Below are 18,628 nucleotides of genomic sequence, written 5' to 3'. Positions count from 1 at the left end.
ATGGGTATTTTACGCTTACGTTTAGTCTGGTATACCATCTCTGGTTTGATGGTGGGTGGTAGTATCGTTTTAATTATTATCTTCGGCTTCAATTTGGGCATTGATTTCACCGGTGGTACTTTATTACAAGTTAAATACACCACACAACGTCCTAGTCCAGAAACGGTTTCAAGTCAGGTCGCCGCATTAAATTTGGGTGAGGTGCAAGTGGAACCGGTTAATGACGATAGTTATATTTTAAAAACTCAATTCATGAGTGATGATCAGCGGGTGGCCGTGTTGGCGGCTTTAGGCACAGGGGCGGTTGAAGACAGTTTTGAATCAATCGGTCCAACGATCGGCCAAGAATTAAGGCAAAAAGCCATTACGGCTATTATCCTGGTAGTGGTAGCCATTGTTATCTACATCGCCTGGGCTTTCCGCTCAGTGTCTAACGGTCCGGTGCCATCTTGGGCGTATGGTTTATCTACAGTCATTGCTTTGTTACATGATATTACGATCCCGCTGGGTGTGTTTGTGGTGTTAGGTAAATATTATGGTGTCGAAATAAACGTCATGTTTATCACGGCTTTATTGACCATCTTGGGTTTCTCCGTTCATGACACCATTGTAGTCTTTGATAGAATTCGGGAAAACTTACATCGGTCTGCTCGGAGTACTTTTGCTGAAATAATTGGACATAGTATTGAACAGACATTAATGCGGTCATTAAACACCTCAACGACAGTCATTATTGTATTGGCTGTCTTGTTACTTTTCGGGGGAGAGAGTATTCGCTATTTCATCTTAGCTTTAATAATTGGTGTTGGAGTTGGTACCTATTCTTCAATCTTTATCGCCAGCCCATCACTTTTAATCTGGCAAAGATTACTCAATAAAAAATAATATCAGGTCAGGCCATAGATTTGACAGATTGTAAAGAAAGTGATATACTCCGCTTATTATGGATATGGGAGTTTCTATTCTTGATCGCATTATTGCGAGCAAAGAGGATCAAGAAAAACAGGAGTTTGAACCTGGTGATGTTGTTCGTGTACTTTTAGCCAAATTAAATGATAAAGAAGCTGATGTGTTACAGCGGCGTTACGGATTAAATGGTGTACCAAAAGAAACCCTAGAAGCGATCGGAGTATCATATACCGTGACTCGGGAACGGATTCGTCAGATCGAAAACCTAGCTGTGAGTAAAATTAAATTACATCCAAGTTTACAAGTAGTTTTAAAACCGATTGAGCATGTTATTCTAACCACCTTGGAAGAGCACGGGGGTATCATGCAAGAGAGCCATTTATTAAGTGAGGTTTTATTGGAAAAAAGTACGGTCGAACTGGAGGCGGCTTTAGTGTTTATTTTGACTGAATTGCTCAGTGCACGGGTAATGTCAGTCGGTCCGGACAAAACTTTTATGAAAAGTTGGCGCATTAAGACCGCTGACATCAAGTTTATTACCGAGTCGCTCGATTTGTTAGTGCGCACTATTGGTACGGCCAATATCCCTCTCAATGTAGCTGGTATTATGAACCTAATTCCACCTGATGCAAGATTAACTGAAAAAACTATTATCGCTTTATTGGAAGTGAGTGATGCGATCGATCATAATCCATTTGATGAATACGGTTTACGGGCGTGGGGGAGCGTGGTACCAAAACGCATGAATGATAAAATCTATTTAATTTTGAAAAAAGTAAGTAAACCGATGCATTTTGTCGACATTGCTCAGCAAATTACCGAAGTTTTTAAAAAAGAAGCCCATCCACCCACGGTGCATAATGAATTAATTTTAAATAGCCAGTATGTGTTAGTGGGTCGTGGCATTTATGCTCTTAAGGAGTGGGGTTACGAAAAAGGCGCCGTAGCTGATATTGTGAAAAAAATCTTAACCGAGCGTGGTCCATTAACACGCGATCAACTTGTCACAGCCGTATTGGAACAACGGATTGTGAAAAAAAATACCATTCATTTAGCCCTCACTAATCGTCGATTATTTAGTAAATTACCAGACGGTCGTTATACTGTTGTGTATGCCCCCGCTGCTTGAATATATTTTAAAAGAGTACGGCAATAACCCGTTTCAAGCGTTATGGTTTTTGCTTGGTCATGGTGGGGCATTGATTTTTATACCGATCATGATAAAAATGGCCTTTACCGGTTGGTTGTTTTGGATTCAAGAAAAGTTTAAACACCATACCAAACATGTCATGTATCGCATTGAAGTGCCGCTGAACAATGAGCAGAGTATGAAGGCAGTAGAACAGATTTTTGTACAACTGCATGGTATTTATAACCAACCCGATTGGTACGAAACTTGGTGGTTGGGTTTTGTACAAGAGCAATACTCTTTCGAAATTGTCAGTGATGGTGGCTATATTACTTATTATGTACGTGCTCCAAAATATTATAAAGAAATGGTGCAGGCGGCATTTTATTCTCATTACCCCGATGCCATCATGTCTGAAGTCGAAGATTATACGAAAGATATCTCATTAGAAATGATTAATTCTCGTAAAGTGACCGGATGGGGATCAGAGATGCGTTTGGAAGGTGACGATGTTTTACCGATTAAACCTTATCCGGCGTTTGAACATAGTTTAGCGCAGAAGGCGGTTGATCCATTTGCCAACCTTTTGGAATTTATGAGTCGCTTGCAACCCGGTGAAAAATTGTGGTATCAAATTATGATTCAACCAGCCGATCTTGGTAAACTTAAAATCCGGGCACAAGAAACCATCATGAATCTAGTTGAGCCAGGCAAATCTGGCCATGCTGGCCCGGATATTATGGATCACGTTCAATCTACTGTCATATCAACACTGCAAATGACTAATCAGGCTCTGTTTGGCGGTGAATCAGCGGCGGCCGAAACACACGATGATACTCGTTTAGAAGAAAGACAGCGTATGACTAAACCAGAACAGGAATTTGTTGAGGAAGTTGATAAAAAAGCCTCGCGTTGGCCGTTTCATTCAAAAGTGCGCTTTATGTATTTTGCTCCACCGGCTATGGTTGATTCCAAAAAAGTTCGTCGTGGTATGTTAAGCGGTTTGCGTTTGTATCGTTATATTAATTCTTTTACTGAGGGTGAAATTACGCGGACTGATCAAAATTGTTTATCTTGGCGGTTTGTATTTCCAAAGTATCGGGTATTGAATCGTTATCGCCGGATGTATTGGGCATATAAGTCACGCGACATGGAACGAGGTGAACATGAAGGGTTTATTTTATCAACCGAAGAGATTACGGCTTTATTTCACTTTCCGTCAATTGATGTGCGAGCGCCGTATGTGGCTAAGGCGCAATCGCGTGGTGTGGAACCGCCGACGTTATTGCGCTATGATGAAGCTGAGGCTAGTGCTGCCATTCCGGTGCAGTTAGAAAAAGGCGGTGGTGTTACTGTTAAACCTGTCGTCATGGTTGAACCCGTCATGGAAACACCAACAACTCAAACATCTCCCGCAACTCCAGCAATTAAAGTCGAACCAGAAGCGCCATCTAATTTACCATTTGTATAAATATGTCCAGCGAAATTGCCGTCTTTGCCGAAACTAACTTCCGTAACCAACGGCGTAAATTTGGTATTAAACGGGATGATCGGCGCCGGCATATGTATTTAGTGGGTAAGACCGGCATGGGTAAATCCACCATGTTGGAAAATGCGATTATTAGTGATATTCGGGCTGGGCATGGCGTAGCCGTAGTTGACCCACATGGTGATTTAGCCGAAAAGATTTTAGAGTTCATTCCCACTAATCGGGTTAATGATGTGATCTACTTTAATCCGTCTGATACCAAATATCCGATTGCGTTTAATATTTTAGAAAGTATTGGCGAAGATTATAAACATCTAGTGGCCTATGGTTTAGTGGGTGTGTTCAAGAAAATCTGGGCTGATTCTTGGGGACCACGCATGGAGTACATTATGACCAATACCATTTTGGCGTTATTAGAATATCCCGGCAGCACGTTGTTGGGTTTAATGCGCATGTTGGTCGATAAAGCCTATCGTAAAAAAGTGGTTGATAAAGTGACCGACCCAGTGGTGAAAACCTTTTGGGCCGATGAATACGCCAATTATTCAGAAAAATTTAGAACTGAAGCGATTGCGCCAATTCAAAACAAAGTCGGTCAGTTTTTAGCTTCAGCGATTATTCGTAACATTGTCGGACAATCGAAGAGCACTATCGAGATGCGTGATGTGATGGACAATCAGAAGATTTTAATTATGAATCTGGCTAAAGGCAGAATTGGTGAAGAAAATTCGGCCTTGCTGGGAGCCATGATGATTACAAAATTGCAAATTGCGGCCATGAGCCGGGTAGATATTCCAGAAGAGGAGCGGAAAGATTTCTATTTATATGTTGATGAGTTTCAAAATTTCGCCACCGATAGTTTTGCTGGAATTTTATCTGAAGCCAGAAAATATCGCTTGTGTTTAATCATGGCGCATCAGTATTTTGAACAATTAGGTGATGTGGTAAAAGCCGCTGTGTTTGGTAACGTCGGGACAATGATTGTGTTTCGAGTGGGTGCAACTGATGCTGCCGAGTTAGAGTTAGAATTCGCGCCACAGTTTTTACCAGCCGATATTGTTAATCTGAAAAAATATACTGTTTGCATGCGTTTAATGGTTGATGGTGTGGCCACCGAACCATTCTCAGCTATTGGTTTACCACCAGCCACCGGTGCCACCGACAATAAAGACAAAGTGATTAAAGTCTCACGCGAACGGTATGCTCGCCCTCAAGCCGTGGTGGAAGATCGGATTATTCGTTGGAGTGGCGTACAAATTAATCGACCCAATGTTAACCCCGAGATAGCTCCAACAACCTCACCCAAAGACGATGAGATGGATTGGCCGGATCAAATTATCACCGCTGCTGAACCTGAATTATCAGACGATGACAAACCAGCTAAAATGTCTAAAGAGGGTGTACAGCTAACCGTCAATGAAGCCGAAGCAACTAATGGGCAGGTTGATACCAGTAATTTTATTCCCGGTGAAGTACCAGCTAAGCCAATTCAAGTTGAACAAACAAAACCAAATAAACCAGCAGTAGTCGAATTAGCAAAAGCTATTAAAGAAGATGAAGTAGAAAATAATAATGCATCAACTCGGCCACGGATTAGTTTTATTAATCATCAATTGAGAGACCTCGCCCCCAGCCCCTCTCCTTCTGCAGGAGAGGGGAGTAAGAAAGTTGATCTGGTTGTTGATGAAGATAATGATGATGAGTTCGAAGATGTGCCGGATGATGAGATTGAACCAATTCACCCTGTAGGGGCAATTCATGAATTGCCCCTACAGGCATTAAAAAATGGTACGGCTCCACGTGTTGTTTTGGAAAAACCCGTGGTTCAACAACCAAAACCACAGAATGTTCAACCAACTCCAACCGGTGATGGACAAAAACGCAAACGGCGCCGACGACGGCGAAATAGAGGTGGTGAATTGCCCCAACAGGTACCACCGCAACCAAATAAACCTGTACAACCACAACCGGTTAAACCAAAACCAATCACTCCACCGCAAATCAATGCGCCAGCCAATAAAGTATCTTGGAAAGACTTGTTGGAGTAATTATGTCTGTAGAAACTCGAGGTAGAGGGAGAAGAGGAAAACAAGCAAGAACTGTGGATACAGGTCGTAAATTGCAACCTGCCGATACTGGTGTAGAAATAGTTAAAGATGAGATCAAAACTGTCCCACCTAAGTCGGCGCAGCAAGTTTTAGATGTTACTTTTAGAACTGGTACCAACGATGGAGCCTTAGAGAGTTTATCCAGACGAGTAGCGGATAAGTCTGATGCAGTGGTATTAGTGGGGGACATTGAAACACGCTTAGAGGCTTTTGCTGTAAATACATCGTATCCAGCATTACTCTATCGCGCGGCAGGAAATGGTGCACCATTAAACCCAGCTGAACAAACTCAACTACGCACCTTACAAGGATATTTAATTGGTGAATTAAACCCAAAATTTTATAATCTACAGGAACTGATTAGAACGATTGATGTTTTAGATGCTGTTCAAACTGGTCTATACAGGGGGGAAGCCGGTGCCGAACGCGTCACTTCATTATTTGGTTTGATGCAGGCAGTGCATGACCAAGATCCTACTTTTCCAATTTTAGATTTCACTACCCCGGTTCATCCCGGTAAAGAAGCTATTAAATGGGTGGGAGAAATTGATCCATTAGATGGTGCAACTCATCAAGACTATTGGCAAACCAGATTAGAGATCAGGCGTGATAGGGCACCACGTACTTTACCCAATGAATTACGGCGTCGATCAGATACTTTAGCCTATGATTTAGAACATGCCCCGGATCACGCGGCTTATCAAACGCTGATTACTTGGATTGATGAACACAGTAAGCTATTACGAGACGACATGTCTCCAGCTGAACTGGCTGATTATCGCGCCACGCTACACTTTGCCCATGGTGATTCTGAAGATGTTATTGCCTTACTTAATGCTGCTGAAAAAGTTAAAGCTACTAATCCATTATTGTTTTTACAAATGATCGGCGTTACCCCTGGCCATGATTATGCCGAGCCAACCGCCGCTCGCAGTGGGGTATTTGGTAATGTGTTTCATCTCGCCTTATATCGGTCATTACATTTATCCATTCCAGAAGATAATGAAGGTCTACAACTATTTAAAAAACGAGTTGAAGCCTTACTTGAGGTTGATACCCCCATGCCGGAATTAACCGCCATCTCTGATGCTGCCATGCGCACTATTGATGCTCAATTTAGACAAGCGGCCACTGAGCAAACAGTTCACCCAGTGTTGTTAGCTGGTATGTATATGCAGTTTATGCCGGGGTACAAAATCCGCCATGATCTTGAAGCCATGTTGAAAGTTGTCTCCTTTGCCGAACGTGAAAGAACTCTACACCGTCTTAAAACTGGTACTCCAGATGTATTTTTTGCTACTTGGAATAGTTTACCTGAAGTTATGCAAAATGATCCTGAGATTAAAAAAATTAAAGAGGCTCGTGTTGGAACTATGAAATTAAAAACCCTAACTGGACCTATATTTGAAGATATGCGCTTACAAATTTGGGAAACTGTATCTGATACAGCGTTACTGTGTGATGAATTTCAGCATGATTTGACTAAAGAACAAAGACTACATCGACTGGATCGTCAACTTGGATTAAGAGATGTATGGGAAGCGCATCCAAATATCACTCAAGAACAATGGTTGAAATGGTATGATGGATTAGTAGAACGTGAGGCGCAAGCTATGAAAGATGAATCTACGTTTCAACGAGCACGTCGTGCCTGGCAAAAAAGACAGGGGGTTAAACCAAAAACTGTGGCAGCAGTTTGGCGAAAAATTCTTAAACCAACTAGACTTTATGCGATGGCGAAAGAAGTAGATAGTAAAGTGTTTATTATTGGGCAACGTCTTATTGAAGATGACCCAAATGTTCCAGAATCAGAGAAATTTAAAAAATATATAGAGACAATTTATAATTACCGACCAAACGGTGAACCGGGAGCGATATATCGGGTACTACAACGCATCGTAACACCTGATCAATTTGTAGAACAATGGGGTAGAATAGTACGCGAGGGTGATTTTGAGGCGATTATTGAAGCCATGCCCGAAGCCGACCGGAAAGTTTTATTACAAAAATTATTTGATCCAAAGTATAATGCCTTACTTGAGTTTGCCAAACCACTTGAAGCACAAGAAGTTACAGTTTATGAAGAAGGCCAACCTAAAACAAAAAAAATAGATAGAATTACAACTTTAGATCAGTGGAGAGATACTTTAAAAAAAATGAGAGATGATGATCCTAATCTTTTTGATAATATATATTTTGATAATATAATAAATTACAAACATGATTGGCAGACAAAGTTATTTCGTTTAGCTGAACAATATATTCCAAATGATCCTGGTTTTATTAGCATGCAACAGGGTGAACAGGCAATTGATCAATTGTCTCTGCGTCTGTGTTACCAAGAAGATTACAGAGCTGCCCTTTGGTCAGGTGTAGTAATGTTTCAGCATAACTCTACAACTGCTGAAGTAAAGAAATTGATCCCTGGATCAATAGATAATCTTCAAAAAGCGGTGTTAGTATTATTACCAAATCAAGTTAGAGCACTGGCACAAGAATTAAAAAAAATAGTAATACGTGAAATTAATCTTGCCATTAGAAAACGAGTATTTGGGGCTGGTGAAGCTGTAACGCAATCTAGTATATTAACCAGACTAGAGAGTTGTTTTATGGATTCAGATAAATCAGCCGTGGCTCAATCAGTTCATGAAAGAGTGAAAAAAAGACTAAATGAGCTGAAAAATATATGATTAAACAATGTGTTCGCTGTCAGCAACGCTTTGTGCTTGATCAAATGGATTTAGATTTTTATAAACAAATGGCTGTGCCACCACCCACGTGGTGTCCACAGTGTCGGTTAATTCGGCGGTTGAGTTTTTATAACATGCGGTCGTTGTATCAAGACCAGTGTGATTTATGCGGTAAGTCAATGTTATCAATGTATTCCTCAGATAAACCTTATACAGTGTACTGTAACACTTGTTGGTGGTCTGACCAGTGGGAGGCGATGACATATGGCACTGACTATGATTTTTCTAAACCGTTTTTTACACAATTTAAACAACTCATGCAGCGCGTGCCCTTGATGGCATTATGCTCTGACACTCCCACATTGGAGAATAGTGACTACTGTATGAATGTGGGTCATTTAAAAAATTGTTATCTGGTGTTTCATTCTGATTATGTCGAAGATTCTTATTATTGCGATAATATCACTAAATCTAAAGATTGTTTTGATTGCAACATGGTTGACGAGTCGGAATTGTGTTATTGGAGTAGTAACATAAAAAAATGTTATCGCACCTTTTACTCGATTGATTGTAATGATTCTAGTGATATATATTTTTCACGAAATTTAGTTGGTTGCACCAATTGTTTTGGGTCAGCTAATTTGCATAATCAAAATTATTATTGGTTTAATCAGCCACTGGATAAAGACACCTACCTGGCTAAATTAGCGAGCGTAGACTTTACATCTAATACTGAAATACACCGGCTCAAAACTGAAGCGAGTAATAATTGGTTGCAATACCCAGTAAAATACATGCATGGTAAAAAAAATGACAGTGTGTCTGGCGATTATGTTGATAATTCTAGACATACTTATCAGGCTTATCAAGTTAGTCAGGCCGAAAATTGCAAATACATTATGTTAAGTGGGCTTAATCCCATACGTGACTCTTATGATTATTTATCCTGGGGTAATAATGTGGAGCGAGCCTATGAATGTGTGGGGGTAGGGGAGAATGTTTACAATGTGAAATTTAGTATCATGAGCTGGCCGGATTGTCGTAATTTAGAATATGCGCTGTTAGCCATAAATTCAGCCGATATCTTCGGTTGTGTCGGTGTCAGAAAAAAACAGTATTGTATTTTAAATAAACAGTATTCTGCATCTGCTTACCACGATCTAGTCAAAAAAATTAAACAACACATGATCGACATGCCGTACGTTGATACCAAAGGTCTGAGATACACGTATGGTGAATTTTTTCCATTAGATTTATCCATGTATACTTATAATGAAACTTTGGCTCAAGCATATTTTCCATTAACTGAAACCAAAACCACCCAGTGTACCCACCCATTTAAGATTATTGCCCAAGAGCTAGCTTTTTATCAAAAGATGCGTCTACCCCAACCACACTTGTGCCCAAACTGTCGTCTGGCGGAACGATTCAAATTTCAAAACCCAATGACCTTGTGGCATCGTCAATGCATGAATAAAGGTTGTAAAAACGAATTCGAAACCACTTATGCATCAGATAGAAAAGAGTTAGTGTATTGTGAAGACTGTTATCAAAGAATAGTAGCTTGACATAAATATATGAAATAGTATACGATAATATATATTAAATAAAATATAACTATGACTAGTATTATTACTACAACTGAAGTACAACAACGCATTGGAACCATTTCTACTGCCATTGCAGACAAAAGCTATATTGTCACCAATCACGGCAAAGGTAGAATTGTTATGTTACCGTATTTTGATGGTTGTGATGACACCATTAGTGATTATTTAGAAGATTTTGCCATGAATAAAAATGCTGAAAAATTGCAACGGCGTTATCAACAATCAGCTAAATCTGGTCTTAGTAGTTTAGTCATTTAAACATGGTTACTTTTGTTTTTAGTCAGTGGGCTGAGAAACGATTCAAAAAATTACATGTCGTACAACAGAGCCGAATTGTCAGCAAACTAAAACAGCTTAAAACCCATCCGGATATAATATCGGTTTTAAAACCGTTGCATAATTTTGCTCCAGCCACACATCGTTTGCGGGTAGGTGATTATCGGGTGATTTTACAATTAAGTCATGAATCTTTTTCGACAATTAAATTAATCATTCTTGATGTTGGACATCGGCGTGACGTTTATGAGTAAGTGCACTAATTGTCAGCAAACATTTACCATTTATCCAGCCGATCTGGAGTTTTATCAACGTATGGCTGTACCGCAGCCAACCTTGTGTCCAGATTGTCGGCAACAGCGGCGCTTGGCGTGGCGGAATGAGCGGAGTTTGTACGCAGATAAGTGCCGCTTATGTGGCAAAGCAGTGATTTCATTATATGCACCAGATAGCCCATACACCATATACTGTCAAACTTGCTGGTTGTCTGATGTTTGGGATCCACTTAGTTTTGGTCGGGTATATCAACCGGGTCAATCTTTTTTTGAGCAAATTCGGGCTTTACAATTAGTGGTGCCGCGCATGGCCATTACCACTCGCAATTGTGAAAATTGCGATTATGCGCCGTGGGCAGTAGCCGGGAAAAATTTATATTTGTCAGCCGGTGGCATTGATAATGAAAATTGTCTGTATGGTATGTTTCCATTTCACTCGCGTGACTGTATGGATTTTATTATGCCGTATCGCTGTGAATTGTGTTACGAAATAGTTGAGTGCAGTGATTGTTATCAAGTGTTTTTTTCACAACGCTGTGTTAATTGTCGGGATTGTTATTTTTCATATGCGTGTCGTAACTGCAGCGATTGTTTTGGCTGTGTTAATTTGCGCAATAAAAAGTTTTGTTGGTTCAATGAACAATTAAGTGAAGCTGACTACCGAGCACGTTTAGCGGCGGTTAATTGGACACATGAAACGATTGCACAGTATCGCGCTCAACTAGCTAAACTAGAAATAGCGTTACCGCATTTAGCCAGTGAGCAAATTAATTGTGAACAATCTTCCGGTGATTTAATGAAAAATTGTTACCAAACTACTTATGGGTTTGATGTGATTGACCAGGAGCAAACAGCTTATGTATTTGATGTGCGGCAAACAAAGGACAGTCGGGATTTATTTATTGGTGGAGTTGAGAATGAGTTAACTTACGAATGTCATAGTAGTTTACAGACTAAAAACAGTCTTGGTTTAAATATTTGTTGGGATGGGAATTCCAATTTGTTTTATTGTGATCATTGTTTTACCAGCCAGAATTTATTTGGTTGCATTGGTTTACGTAAACAACAATATTGTATTTTAAATAAGTCTTATTCGGAAACAGATTATAATACTTTGGTAAAACAAATTAAACAAGGTATGACACAACACGGGGAGTGGGGAGAATTTTTTCCATTGTCACTGTCGCCATTTCCATATCAAGACACAGTGGCTCAGGAGTATTTTCCTATGGCTGAAACTGTCACAAAACAGCTAGACAACCAGGTTGATAATCTACCAACCTGTCAGCGCTGTGCGAAAAATTATCGCCTAGTTGCTAATGAACTGGCCTATTATCAGCAATGGCATTTGCCAGTACCGCAGCTTTGTCCGCAGTGCCGACATTTGGATAGAATGAAATTACGCAATCCGCGTCGCTTATGGCACCGTCAATGTATGAATAAAGGGTGTCAGGTAGAGTTTGAAACCACTTATGCACCAGATAGAAAAGAAACAGTGTATTGTGAAGGGTGTTACAATAAGCTAATATATTAATCACCTTATGGAAACAACTTGTCAGCACTGTCAACATAGTTTCATCATTACTGAGGCGGATCAGGCTTATTACAAGCGTTTGGGCGTACCTAAGCCGGTACGGTGTCCGGCGTGTCGGTTTCAATTACGTTTAACGAATCGTAATGAACATACTTTATATCAACGCCAGTGTGCGGTGTGTGGTAATAATACTTTGTCTGTGTATTCACCGGATAAAAAGTATACAGTGTATTGTCGCACGTGTTGGTGGAGTGATACATGGAACCCACTTGATTATGGTCAAGACATTGATTTTACGCGACCGTTGTTTGATCAACTGTTAGAGCTCAAACAGCGTGTACCGCGCATTGCTTTAATGAATGATGCCACCGGGGAAAATAGTGATTATTGTAATCACGTTTATAGATTAAAGAATTGTTACATGGTGTACGATGCCACTGATTGTGAAAATTCCTTATATTCGTTGGGCATCTACTATGTAAAAGATTCAATTGATTGCAGTTATAACCACAAATGTGAGCTGTGTTACGAAACCACGCATAGTGAGGATTGTTACAATGTCAATTACTCGTGGCATGTTAATAATTGTCGCGATTCATATTTTTTAACAGATTGTAATGGATGTTCAAATTGTTTTATGTCGGTGGGTTTACGGAACAAATCGTATTGTATTTTTAATCAGCAATATAACCCGGAAGACTATGCTAAAAAGTTAGCTAGTTATCAATTAGATACTCGGGCAGGCATTAACCGAGCGCGTGATGAGTTTAATGAATTCACCCTGACAGTACCGTATAAGTATTATCGTGGTTTACGCAATGAGATGAGTAGTGGTGATTATTTAGTCGGCAATCTGGCTACAACATTTTCCTTTCAAACAAAAACCTCAGAACATTGTGCGTATTGTTTTGGCATCTTTCAATCGAAAGATTGCTACGATTTTACCGTTTACGGTGAAGAAGCCGAGCTGCTCTATGAAGCGCATGCTTGTGGTGGACAAGCGTATGGTAATTGGTTTTGTAATATTGTTTGGCATGGGCAAAATAACTTGTACTGTGATCAATGTTTAAATGGACCGGAAAATTGTTTTGGTTGTATTGGTTTAAAAAATGAAAAATATTGCATTTTAAATAAACAGTATTCTGAGACAGATTATAATACACTGAAAGATAAATTAATCGAGCACATGAAACAAACCGGCGAGTGGGGTCAATTCTTTTCGCCGGCGCTGTCTACCTATGCGTATAATGAGACGATGGCCCAAGAAATGTTTCCGCTAACCAAAGCGCAAGCGCGCGCTAGCGGTTGGATGTGGCAAGATCAGCTGCCTGGCACTTATGGTAAAGCCGATGCGACTAAACAAATTTATGATTGCACACACTGTCACAAGAGTTTTAAATTAATTCCGCAAGAATTGAAGTTTTACGCCACTCAGAACATACCCTGGCCAGAAATTTGCCCAGACTGCCGACATATTGAGCGTATGAAACATCGTGTGCCGTATCAATTATGGCATAAACAATGCATGAATACTGGTTGTAAAACCGAATTTGAAACCACTTATTCACCAGATAGAAAAGAGTTAGTGTATTGTGAAGACTGTTATACAAAAACTGTAGTATAAGTTGATTTGACATGTTTGGTTAATCTGCTAACCTAAGGCTAGCTATTTTATTCATTTTCCACAGGTAGAAATATAATCACGTTTGACCACGTTACGGCACATGATAACCTATGATCACAAGCAAAATTAAGAAAGATCTTTTACAACTTGGTTTAACGGACAACGATATAAAATTTTATGTGGCCGGATTAGAGTTGGGTTTAGCCACGATTCCGCAAATTGCCGAACGGGCTGGATTATCCCGCATGACTGGTTACAATATTTTTAAAGTCTTGAATCAAAAGGGGCTAGCGGATATGGATGTGCGCAGCTATGGGCAAAAATGCAAAGTGGCCAAACCGGCTAAATTACTGACCGTGTTTGAACAAGAGCGCCGCAATTTGGATAAGTTGGCCACCGACATGCCTAATCTAATTGGCGAATTAAATGTTCTCTATGCGTCAGTACCGGAAGATTTGGAGATTCATTATTTCCGCGCACAGGAAGCGATTGCCAAAATTTGGGATGAGGCTTTAACTTATTCCAAAAAGGGTGACGATTTATTAGTGCTCGCGGCGGTGGATTATACACCCACGCTGCATGGCCGGTATCTAGAATTTTTAGAGGAGATCATGTTACGCAGCAAGGAAAAAGATCTACACTTGAAAATGATTCTAGAAACCTCCGGTTCATATACGGTCGCGCGCAGTACTATTCAGGAAATAATTCCAGAATCAAGCCAGCGTCAACTTGGTGCTACCTGTGATCAATTAATTTACGCCGATCACGTAGCCTACATTTTCCCCGGGCAAGAACTATTTGGTATTACGATTCATAATAAAGAATTAGCCAATCATCAGGCACATATCTTCTATACGTTGTGGCATCAATCCGTTGAGTCGAGTAAATAGGAGTTTATTTATACTGAGTTTATCGAAGTATGACCAAACAATGTCAACAGTGCAGTAAAACTTTTCAAATCACAGATTCCGATCAGGCTTTTTATCAGAAGATTGTTGTACCAGCACCAACCTTGTGTCCAGATTGCCGACAACAGCGGCGCCTGACATGGTGTAATGAAATGATTTTATATCCAGGAGAGTGTCAATTGTGTCACAAAAAAATTCTGACCATTTATAAACCAAATTCGCCTTATGTTTCATATTGTCGTGCTTGTTGGTGGAGTGATAAGTGGGATCCATTAGACTATGGCAGTGAGATTGATTTAACTAAACCTTTTTTTCCGCAATTGCAAGCACTTGATCAATGTATTCCACATCAAGCGACTGATGTTGGTGGAAACAATGAAAATAGCGATTATACAAATTATGCCGGTGATAATAAAAATTGTTACTTAATCTTTCATGCTGACCTCAACGAAAACTGTCTATACACTTACGGCCTAAAACAATCCAAAGATACCATGGATGGTTATAATAATTTCAACTGTGAGCTTTGCTATAACTGTATAGATTGTCATGATTCGTATAATCTCAAGTGGTCGCAAGATTGTTTGAATTGTTCGGACAGTTTCATGCTTAAGGATTGTGTGGGTTGTCATGATTGCTTTGGATCGGTTGGTTTACGTAACCAAAAATATTATTGGTTGAATAAGCAGCTCACTGAGGTTGAGTATAATCATCGTCTCGAAGCCATAAATTTTGGTTCGCACAGCCAAGTTCAGTATTGGTTGGAAAAAATACATCAATATCAAGTGACGAGGTTTTACAAATATCAACAAAGCAACAAGACGGAAGATTGCACCGGTAATAACATTTATCAAAGCAAAAATGTCTTGGCTAGTTATGATTGCCGAGAAGTGGAGAACAGTAAATTCTGTTCGCAGTTATCCATGCACGTAAAAGATAGTTATGACTACTATCAGTATGGTTTAAATGCCGAATTGATCTATGACTGCACCATTGTCGGGGGTAACTGTTATAACATTAAGTTTTGTCACCAAGTGTTTGATGGTAGCAGTAACATGGAATACTGTATCAGCTCATCTGGCTGTAAAAACTGTTTTGGGTCTGTGTCATTAAGACAAAAAGAATTTTGCATTTTAAATCGGTCATATGCGGCGAGTGAATATTATGAATTACGTACTAAGTTAATAACGGCCATGCAAGACCGTGGTGAATATGGACAATACTTTCCTGCGGTGATCAGTCCATTTGGCTACAATGAAACCTCTGCTCAATGGTGGTTCCCACTAACTCAATCTATGGCACAAGCTCAGGGCTATCATTGGCAAGAGCAATTACCTAGTACAGTTGGACAAGAAACAATGACCATTTTACCGGATGATATTAAGGAAGTGAATGATGATATATTGACTGCAATTCTAGCCTGCCAAAATTGCCGCAAAAACTACAAGATTACCACCCATGAACTAGAGTATTACCGTGCGCGTATTATTCCACTACCAAATATTTGTTTTTACTGTCGTCATCTGCAACGTCGATTTTTACGTAATCCTCGCCAGCTCTGGCAGCGTCAATGCATGTGCACACAAATTGACCATAAACATGCAGGCCGTTGTGCCGTGAACTTTGAAACAACCTATTCGCCAGACCGTAAGGAGATTCTCTATTGTGAAGACTGTTATCAAAAAGAAGCAGTATGACCAAACAATGTCAACAGTGCAGTAAAACTTTTCAAATCACAGCTTCCGATCAGGTTTTTTATCAGAAGATTTCTGTACCAGCACCAACCTTGTGTCCAGATTGTCGGCAACAGCGGCGCTTGGCGTGGCGGAATGAGCATACGATGTTTAATCGGCCGTGTGATCTTTGTCATAAACCAATAATCTCAATTTATCCAGCTGAAACAGTCTATACAATATATTGTTCCGATTGTTGGTTATCAGATCAATGGACTGCTTTAGATTATGGTCAAGAGATTGATTTCGCGCAGCCATTTTTTACGCAATGGAATAAACTTTTCAAAGCCGTTCCAAAGATGGCTTTAACAGTCATTGCTAATGAGAATTCCAATTATGTTAATATGACCGGACATTGCAAAGATTGTTATTTGGTCTTTGCCGGAGATTACGATGAAGATTGTTTGTATTCTAGTCAGATCATAAAATCGATTAGTTGTGTGGATACTTTGAATTGCATTGAAAGTGAAGATTGTTATGAGGTAGTTGATGTGGAAAAATGTTATCGTTTGTGGTTTGCGCAAAATTGTAAGCATTGTACCGATAGCTTGTTTTTGTTCGATTGTCGTGGTTGCACCGATTGTTTATTCTCTACCAATTTAAGAAATAAACAATATTATATTTATAATAAACATTATTCACCGGAGGCATATACACAAGAGAAGGGCCTGATTATGGAGAAATTAAGACAGGGTAAACTGACTGAATTGTTAACAAAATTTGAGGAACTAAAGATCAAGGCTATTCATCGGCCATTAGAGCAAGCCAGCAGCGAGCAAGTATCGGGTGATTTTATTTTTAATTCGCATGCTGCTTATCAGTGTTACGATGTAACTGGTATCGATCAGTGTGCTTATGTGTATACTGGTTTTCATGTGAAAGATTTAATGGATGTTTGTCATACTACCGATATAGAATTAGCTTATGAAGGTAGTAGTTTGGGGTATCAATCATATAACTGTAAATTTTCCATAGGTGCGTGGTCGGCGACTAACTGTGTGTATAGTATCGAAATTGAAAAAGGCCATGATTTGTTTGGGTGTGTTGGGTTAAAGCAAGAAAAATTTTGCATTCTTAATAAACCCTACTCAGAAACCGATTATAAACAGTTACAGCAAAAGTTGATTACCCATATGAAGCAAACCGGCGAATGGGGTGAATTCTTTCCAATCACAATGTCACCGTTTGCTTATAATGAATCGATGGCGCAAATGTGGTACCCATTAACGTCTGAGCAAACACGTAATCATGGTTGGTTGTGGCGGGAAAATACGAGTGCAGCGGGCTCTAGTGTAACAAACAGTAACACCTTAGTTTGCGCCGTGACTGGTAAACCATATCGCACTGTGCAGGCCGAATTGGATTTTTATCAGCGTATGGGTTTACCAATTCCACAGTTGTGTCCAGATGAACGGCGTCGACAACGCTTTCAGCTACGCAATCCGCGACAACTGTGGCAACGGCAGTGTATGTGCACCCAAATTGATCACAGTCATCACGGGCGGTGCAGCACAGAATTTTCTACTACCTATTCACCGGAGCGTAAAGAATTAGTTTACTGTGAAGGTTGTTATCAGAAAGAGGTGACATAAGCTCTAATCGCCATAAACAACGGAAACTCCTGGCGGGATCGATTTTCGGCTTTGGCACGACCACCCGGTTGACTGGCACGATTGGAGGTCCATTCTTCGAGGCGATCAATCATAAAACCAGCGACTCCTAAACCATTTATGTAATCTTGTAACGGGCGATGAAATGATACTGTACTCACAGTGGTTTTTTTACCGGGATGGGCCGTCAAGTTCACATGATAACTACTCATATACGTATCAATCCGGCGATACTGGAGTTTACGTGGTTCATCAAACCCCCAGCCGCTTTGTTGCGGTGGACGAAAACAAGGATGGTTTAAGACAATAATCAAAGGGGAGTTTGGTTTTAGAACTTTAGCGGTGGCTTTGAAAATCGGTGTGATATCTGCGATATTTTGTAAAGCTAAAATACAAGTGGCGCCATCAAACTGGTGTTCAAGAATTTGTTTGGGAAAATTAGTGGCATCACCTACTATAAAGTGGCAGTTACGTAACTGTTTTTTGTTAGCCTGAGCGATTAAATTTGGGGCAAGATCTACCCCGGTGACGTGAGTATTTTTGGTTTTTATGATATGCTCGGCCAACGCCCCTTCACCACAGGCAATATCTAGGTAATGTTTATCTGGTTGTGGTTGTAATAAGTGCAGTGTTTTGGGGAAAATTAAACTATGTTGGTAAGTATCTGGTTTTTGCAGATGTTTACCATACCAGATAGATACTTTATTCCAATCGGTTCTCATAAATATATTTT

The 18,628-nt window shown here is 40.0% G+C and carries 14 protein-coding genes; 13 read left to right on the top strand and 1 reads right to left on the bottom strand.

Annotated features, from left to right (window positions below):
- From secF to WCV88_03035, 13 genes are all read left to right on the top strand, one after another.
- On the top strand, nucleotides 1–885 hold the full coding sequence (secF, locus tag WCV88_03095) for a protein translocase subunit SecF (protein ID MFA6475169.1): 885 nt from the start codon (nucleotides 1–3) through the stop codon (nucleotides 883–885).
- 58 nt (nucleotides 886–943) lie between these two features.
- Nucleotides 944–2,038 (top strand): sigma factor-like helix-turn-helix DNA-binding protein, encoded by a 1,095-nt coding sequence (locus tag WCV88_03090; protein MFA6475168.1) that lies wholly within the window; start codon nucleotides 944–946, stop codon nucleotides 2,036–2,038.
- Entirely contained in the window at nucleotides 2,022–3,509 is a 1,488-nt protein-coding gene (locus tag WCV88_03085) for a hypothetical protein (GenBank protein ID MFA6475167.1), read from the top strand. Before WCV88_03090 ends, WCV88_03085 begins: the two co-directional genes overlap by 17 nt.
- 2 nt (nucleotides 3,510–3,511) lie before the next feature.
- Nucleotides 3,512–5,575, top strand: coding sequence for a type IV secretion system DNA-binding domain-containing protein (locus tag WCV88_03080; protein ID MFA6475166.1), 2,064 nt, complete (start codon nucleotides 3,512–3,514; stop codon nucleotides 5,573–5,575).
- A 53-nt stretch (nucleotides 5,576–5,628) separates the two neighbouring features.
- On the top strand, nucleotides 5,629–8,325 hold the full coding sequence (locus WCV88_03075; protein MFA6475165.1) for a hypothetical protein: 2,697 nt from the start codon (nucleotides 5,629–5,631) through the stop codon (nucleotides 8,323–8,325).
- Nucleotides 8,322–9,893, top strand: coding sequence for a hypothetical protein (locus WCV88_03070; protein MFA6475164.1), 1,572 nt, complete (start codon nucleotides 8,322–8,324; stop codon nucleotides 9,891–9,893). Before WCV88_03075 ends, WCV88_03070 begins: the two co-directional genes overlap by 4 nt.
- A 51-nt stretch (nucleotides 9,894–9,944) precedes the next feature.
- Nucleotides 9,945–10,193, top strand: a complete 249-nt coding sequence (locus WCV88_03065) for a hypothetical protein (GenBank protein MFA6475163.1) — start codon at nucleotides 9,945–9,947, stop codon at nucleotides 10,191–10,193.
- 2 nt (nucleotides 10,194–10,195) lie between these two features.
- On the top strand, nucleotides 10,196–10,465 hold the full coding sequence (locus WCV88_03060; GenBank protein ID MFA6475162.1) for a type II toxin-antitoxin system RelE/ParE family toxin: 270 nt from the start codon (nucleotides 10,196–10,198) through the stop codon (nucleotides 10,463–10,465).
- On the top strand, nucleotides 10,458–12,020 hold the full coding sequence (locus tag WCV88_03055; GenBank protein ID MFA6475161.1) for a hypothetical protein: 1,563 nt from the start codon (nucleotides 10,458–10,460) through the stop codon (nucleotides 12,018–12,020). The genes WCV88_03060 and WCV88_03055 overlap by 8 nt, the downstream gene beginning before the upstream one ends.
- Before the next feature lie 7 nt (nucleotides 12,021–12,027).
- Entirely contained in the window at nucleotides 12,028–13,644 is a 1,617-nt protein-coding gene (locus WCV88_03050; GenBank protein ID MFA6475160.1) for a zinc-ribbon domain containing protein, read from the top strand.
- 110 nt (nucleotides 13,645–13,754) lie between these two features.
- Nucleotides 13,755–14,534 carry a helix-turn-helix domain-containing protein gene (locus WCV88_03045; protein MFA6475159.1) on the top strand — a complete coding sequence of 260 codons (780 nt, stop codon included), beginning with the start codon at nucleotides 13,755–13,757 and terminating at the stop codon, nucleotides 14,532–14,534.
- Between the two features lie 29 nt (nucleotides 14,535–14,563).
- Nucleotides 14,564–16,249: a zinc-ribbon domain containing protein gene (locus WCV88_03040; protein MFA6475158.1), complete on the top strand. Its 1,686-nt coding sequence runs from the start codon at nucleotides 14,564–14,566 to the stop codon at nucleotides 16,247–16,249.
- The gene (locus WCV88_03035; GenBank protein ID MFA6475157.1) at nucleotides 16,246–17,877 is read left to right on the top strand and encodes a zinc-ribbon domain containing protein; all 1,632 of its coding nucleotides are present in this window, start codon (nucleotides 16,246–16,248) and stop codon (nucleotides 17,875–17,877) included. The genes WCV88_03040 and WCV88_03035 overlap by 4 nt, the downstream gene beginning before the upstream one ends.
- On the opposite strand, the gene WCV88_03030 is transcribed toward WCV88_03035, so the two are convergent.
- Nucleotides 17,859–18,617, bottom strand: coding sequence for a class I SAM-dependent methyltransferase (locus WCV88_03030; GenBank protein ID MFA6475156.1), 759 nt, complete (start codon nucleotides 18,615–18,617; stop codon nucleotides 17,859–17,861). The two genes, WCV88_03035 and WCV88_03030, sit on opposite strands and share 19 nt — an antisense overlap.
- Between the last annotated feature and the right edge of the window lie 11 nt (nucleotides 18,618–18,628).

This window comes from Patescibacteria group bacterium (assembly GCA_041665365.1).
GTDB lineage: Bacteria > Patescibacteriota > Patescibacteriia > UBA9570 > UBA9570 > UBA9570.
Note: the sequence above shows the minus strand (reverse complement) of the source record. Positions and strands in the feature narration are given on the sequence as shown.

Excerpts from the sequence above, each read along its gene's own strand:
- secF (MFA6475169.1), top strand. The coding sequence starts at position 1 with ATGGGTATTTTACGCTTACGTTTAGTCTGGTATACCATCTCTGGTTTG.
- WCV88_03090 (MFA6475168.1), top strand. The coding sequence starts at position 944 with ATGGATATGGGAGTTTCTATTCTTGATCGCATTATTGCGAGCAAAGAG.
- WCV88_03085 (MFA6475167.1), top strand. The coding sequence starts at position 2,022 with ATGCCCCCGCTGCTTGAATATATTTTAAAAGAGTACGGCAATAACCCG.
- WCV88_03080 (MFA6475166.1), top strand. The coding sequence starts at position 3,512 with ATGTCCAGCGAAATTGCCGTCTTTGCCGAAACTAACTTCCGTAACCAA.
- WCV88_03070 (MFA6475164.1), top strand. The coding sequence starts at position 8,322 with ATGATTAAACAATGTGTTCGCTGTCAGCAACGCTTTGTGCTTGATCAA.
- WCV88_03065 (MFA6475163.1), top strand. The coding sequence starts at position 9,945 with ATGACTAGTATTATTACTACAACTGAAGTACAACAACGCATTGGAACC.
- WCV88_03060 (MFA6475162.1), top strand. The coding sequence starts at position 10,196 with ATGGTTACTTTTGTTTTTAGTCAGTGGGCTGAGAAACGATTCAAAAAA.
- WCV88_03055 (MFA6475161.1), top strand. The coding sequence starts at position 10,458 with ATGAGTAAGTGCACTAATTGTCAGCAAACATTTACCATTTATCCAGCC.
- WCV88_03050 (MFA6475160.1), top strand. The coding sequence starts at position 12,028 with ATGGAAACAACTTGTCAGCACTGTCAACATAGTTTCATCATTACTGAG.
- WCV88_03045 (MFA6475159.1), top strand. The coding sequence starts at position 13,755 with ATGATCACAAGCAAAATTAAGAAAGATCTTTTACAACTTGGTTTAACG.
- WCV88_03040 (MFA6475158.1), top strand. The coding sequence starts at position 14,564 with ATGACCAAACAATGTCAACAGTGCAGTAAAACTTTTCAAATCACAGAT.
- WCV88_03035 (MFA6475157.1), top strand. The coding sequence starts at position 16,246 with ATGACCAAACAATGTCAACAGTGCAGTAAAACTTTTCAAATCACAGCT.
- WCV88_03030 (MFA6475156.1), bottom strand. The coding sequence starts at position 18,617 with ATGAGAACCGATTGGAATAAAGTATCTATCTGGTATGGTAAACATCTG.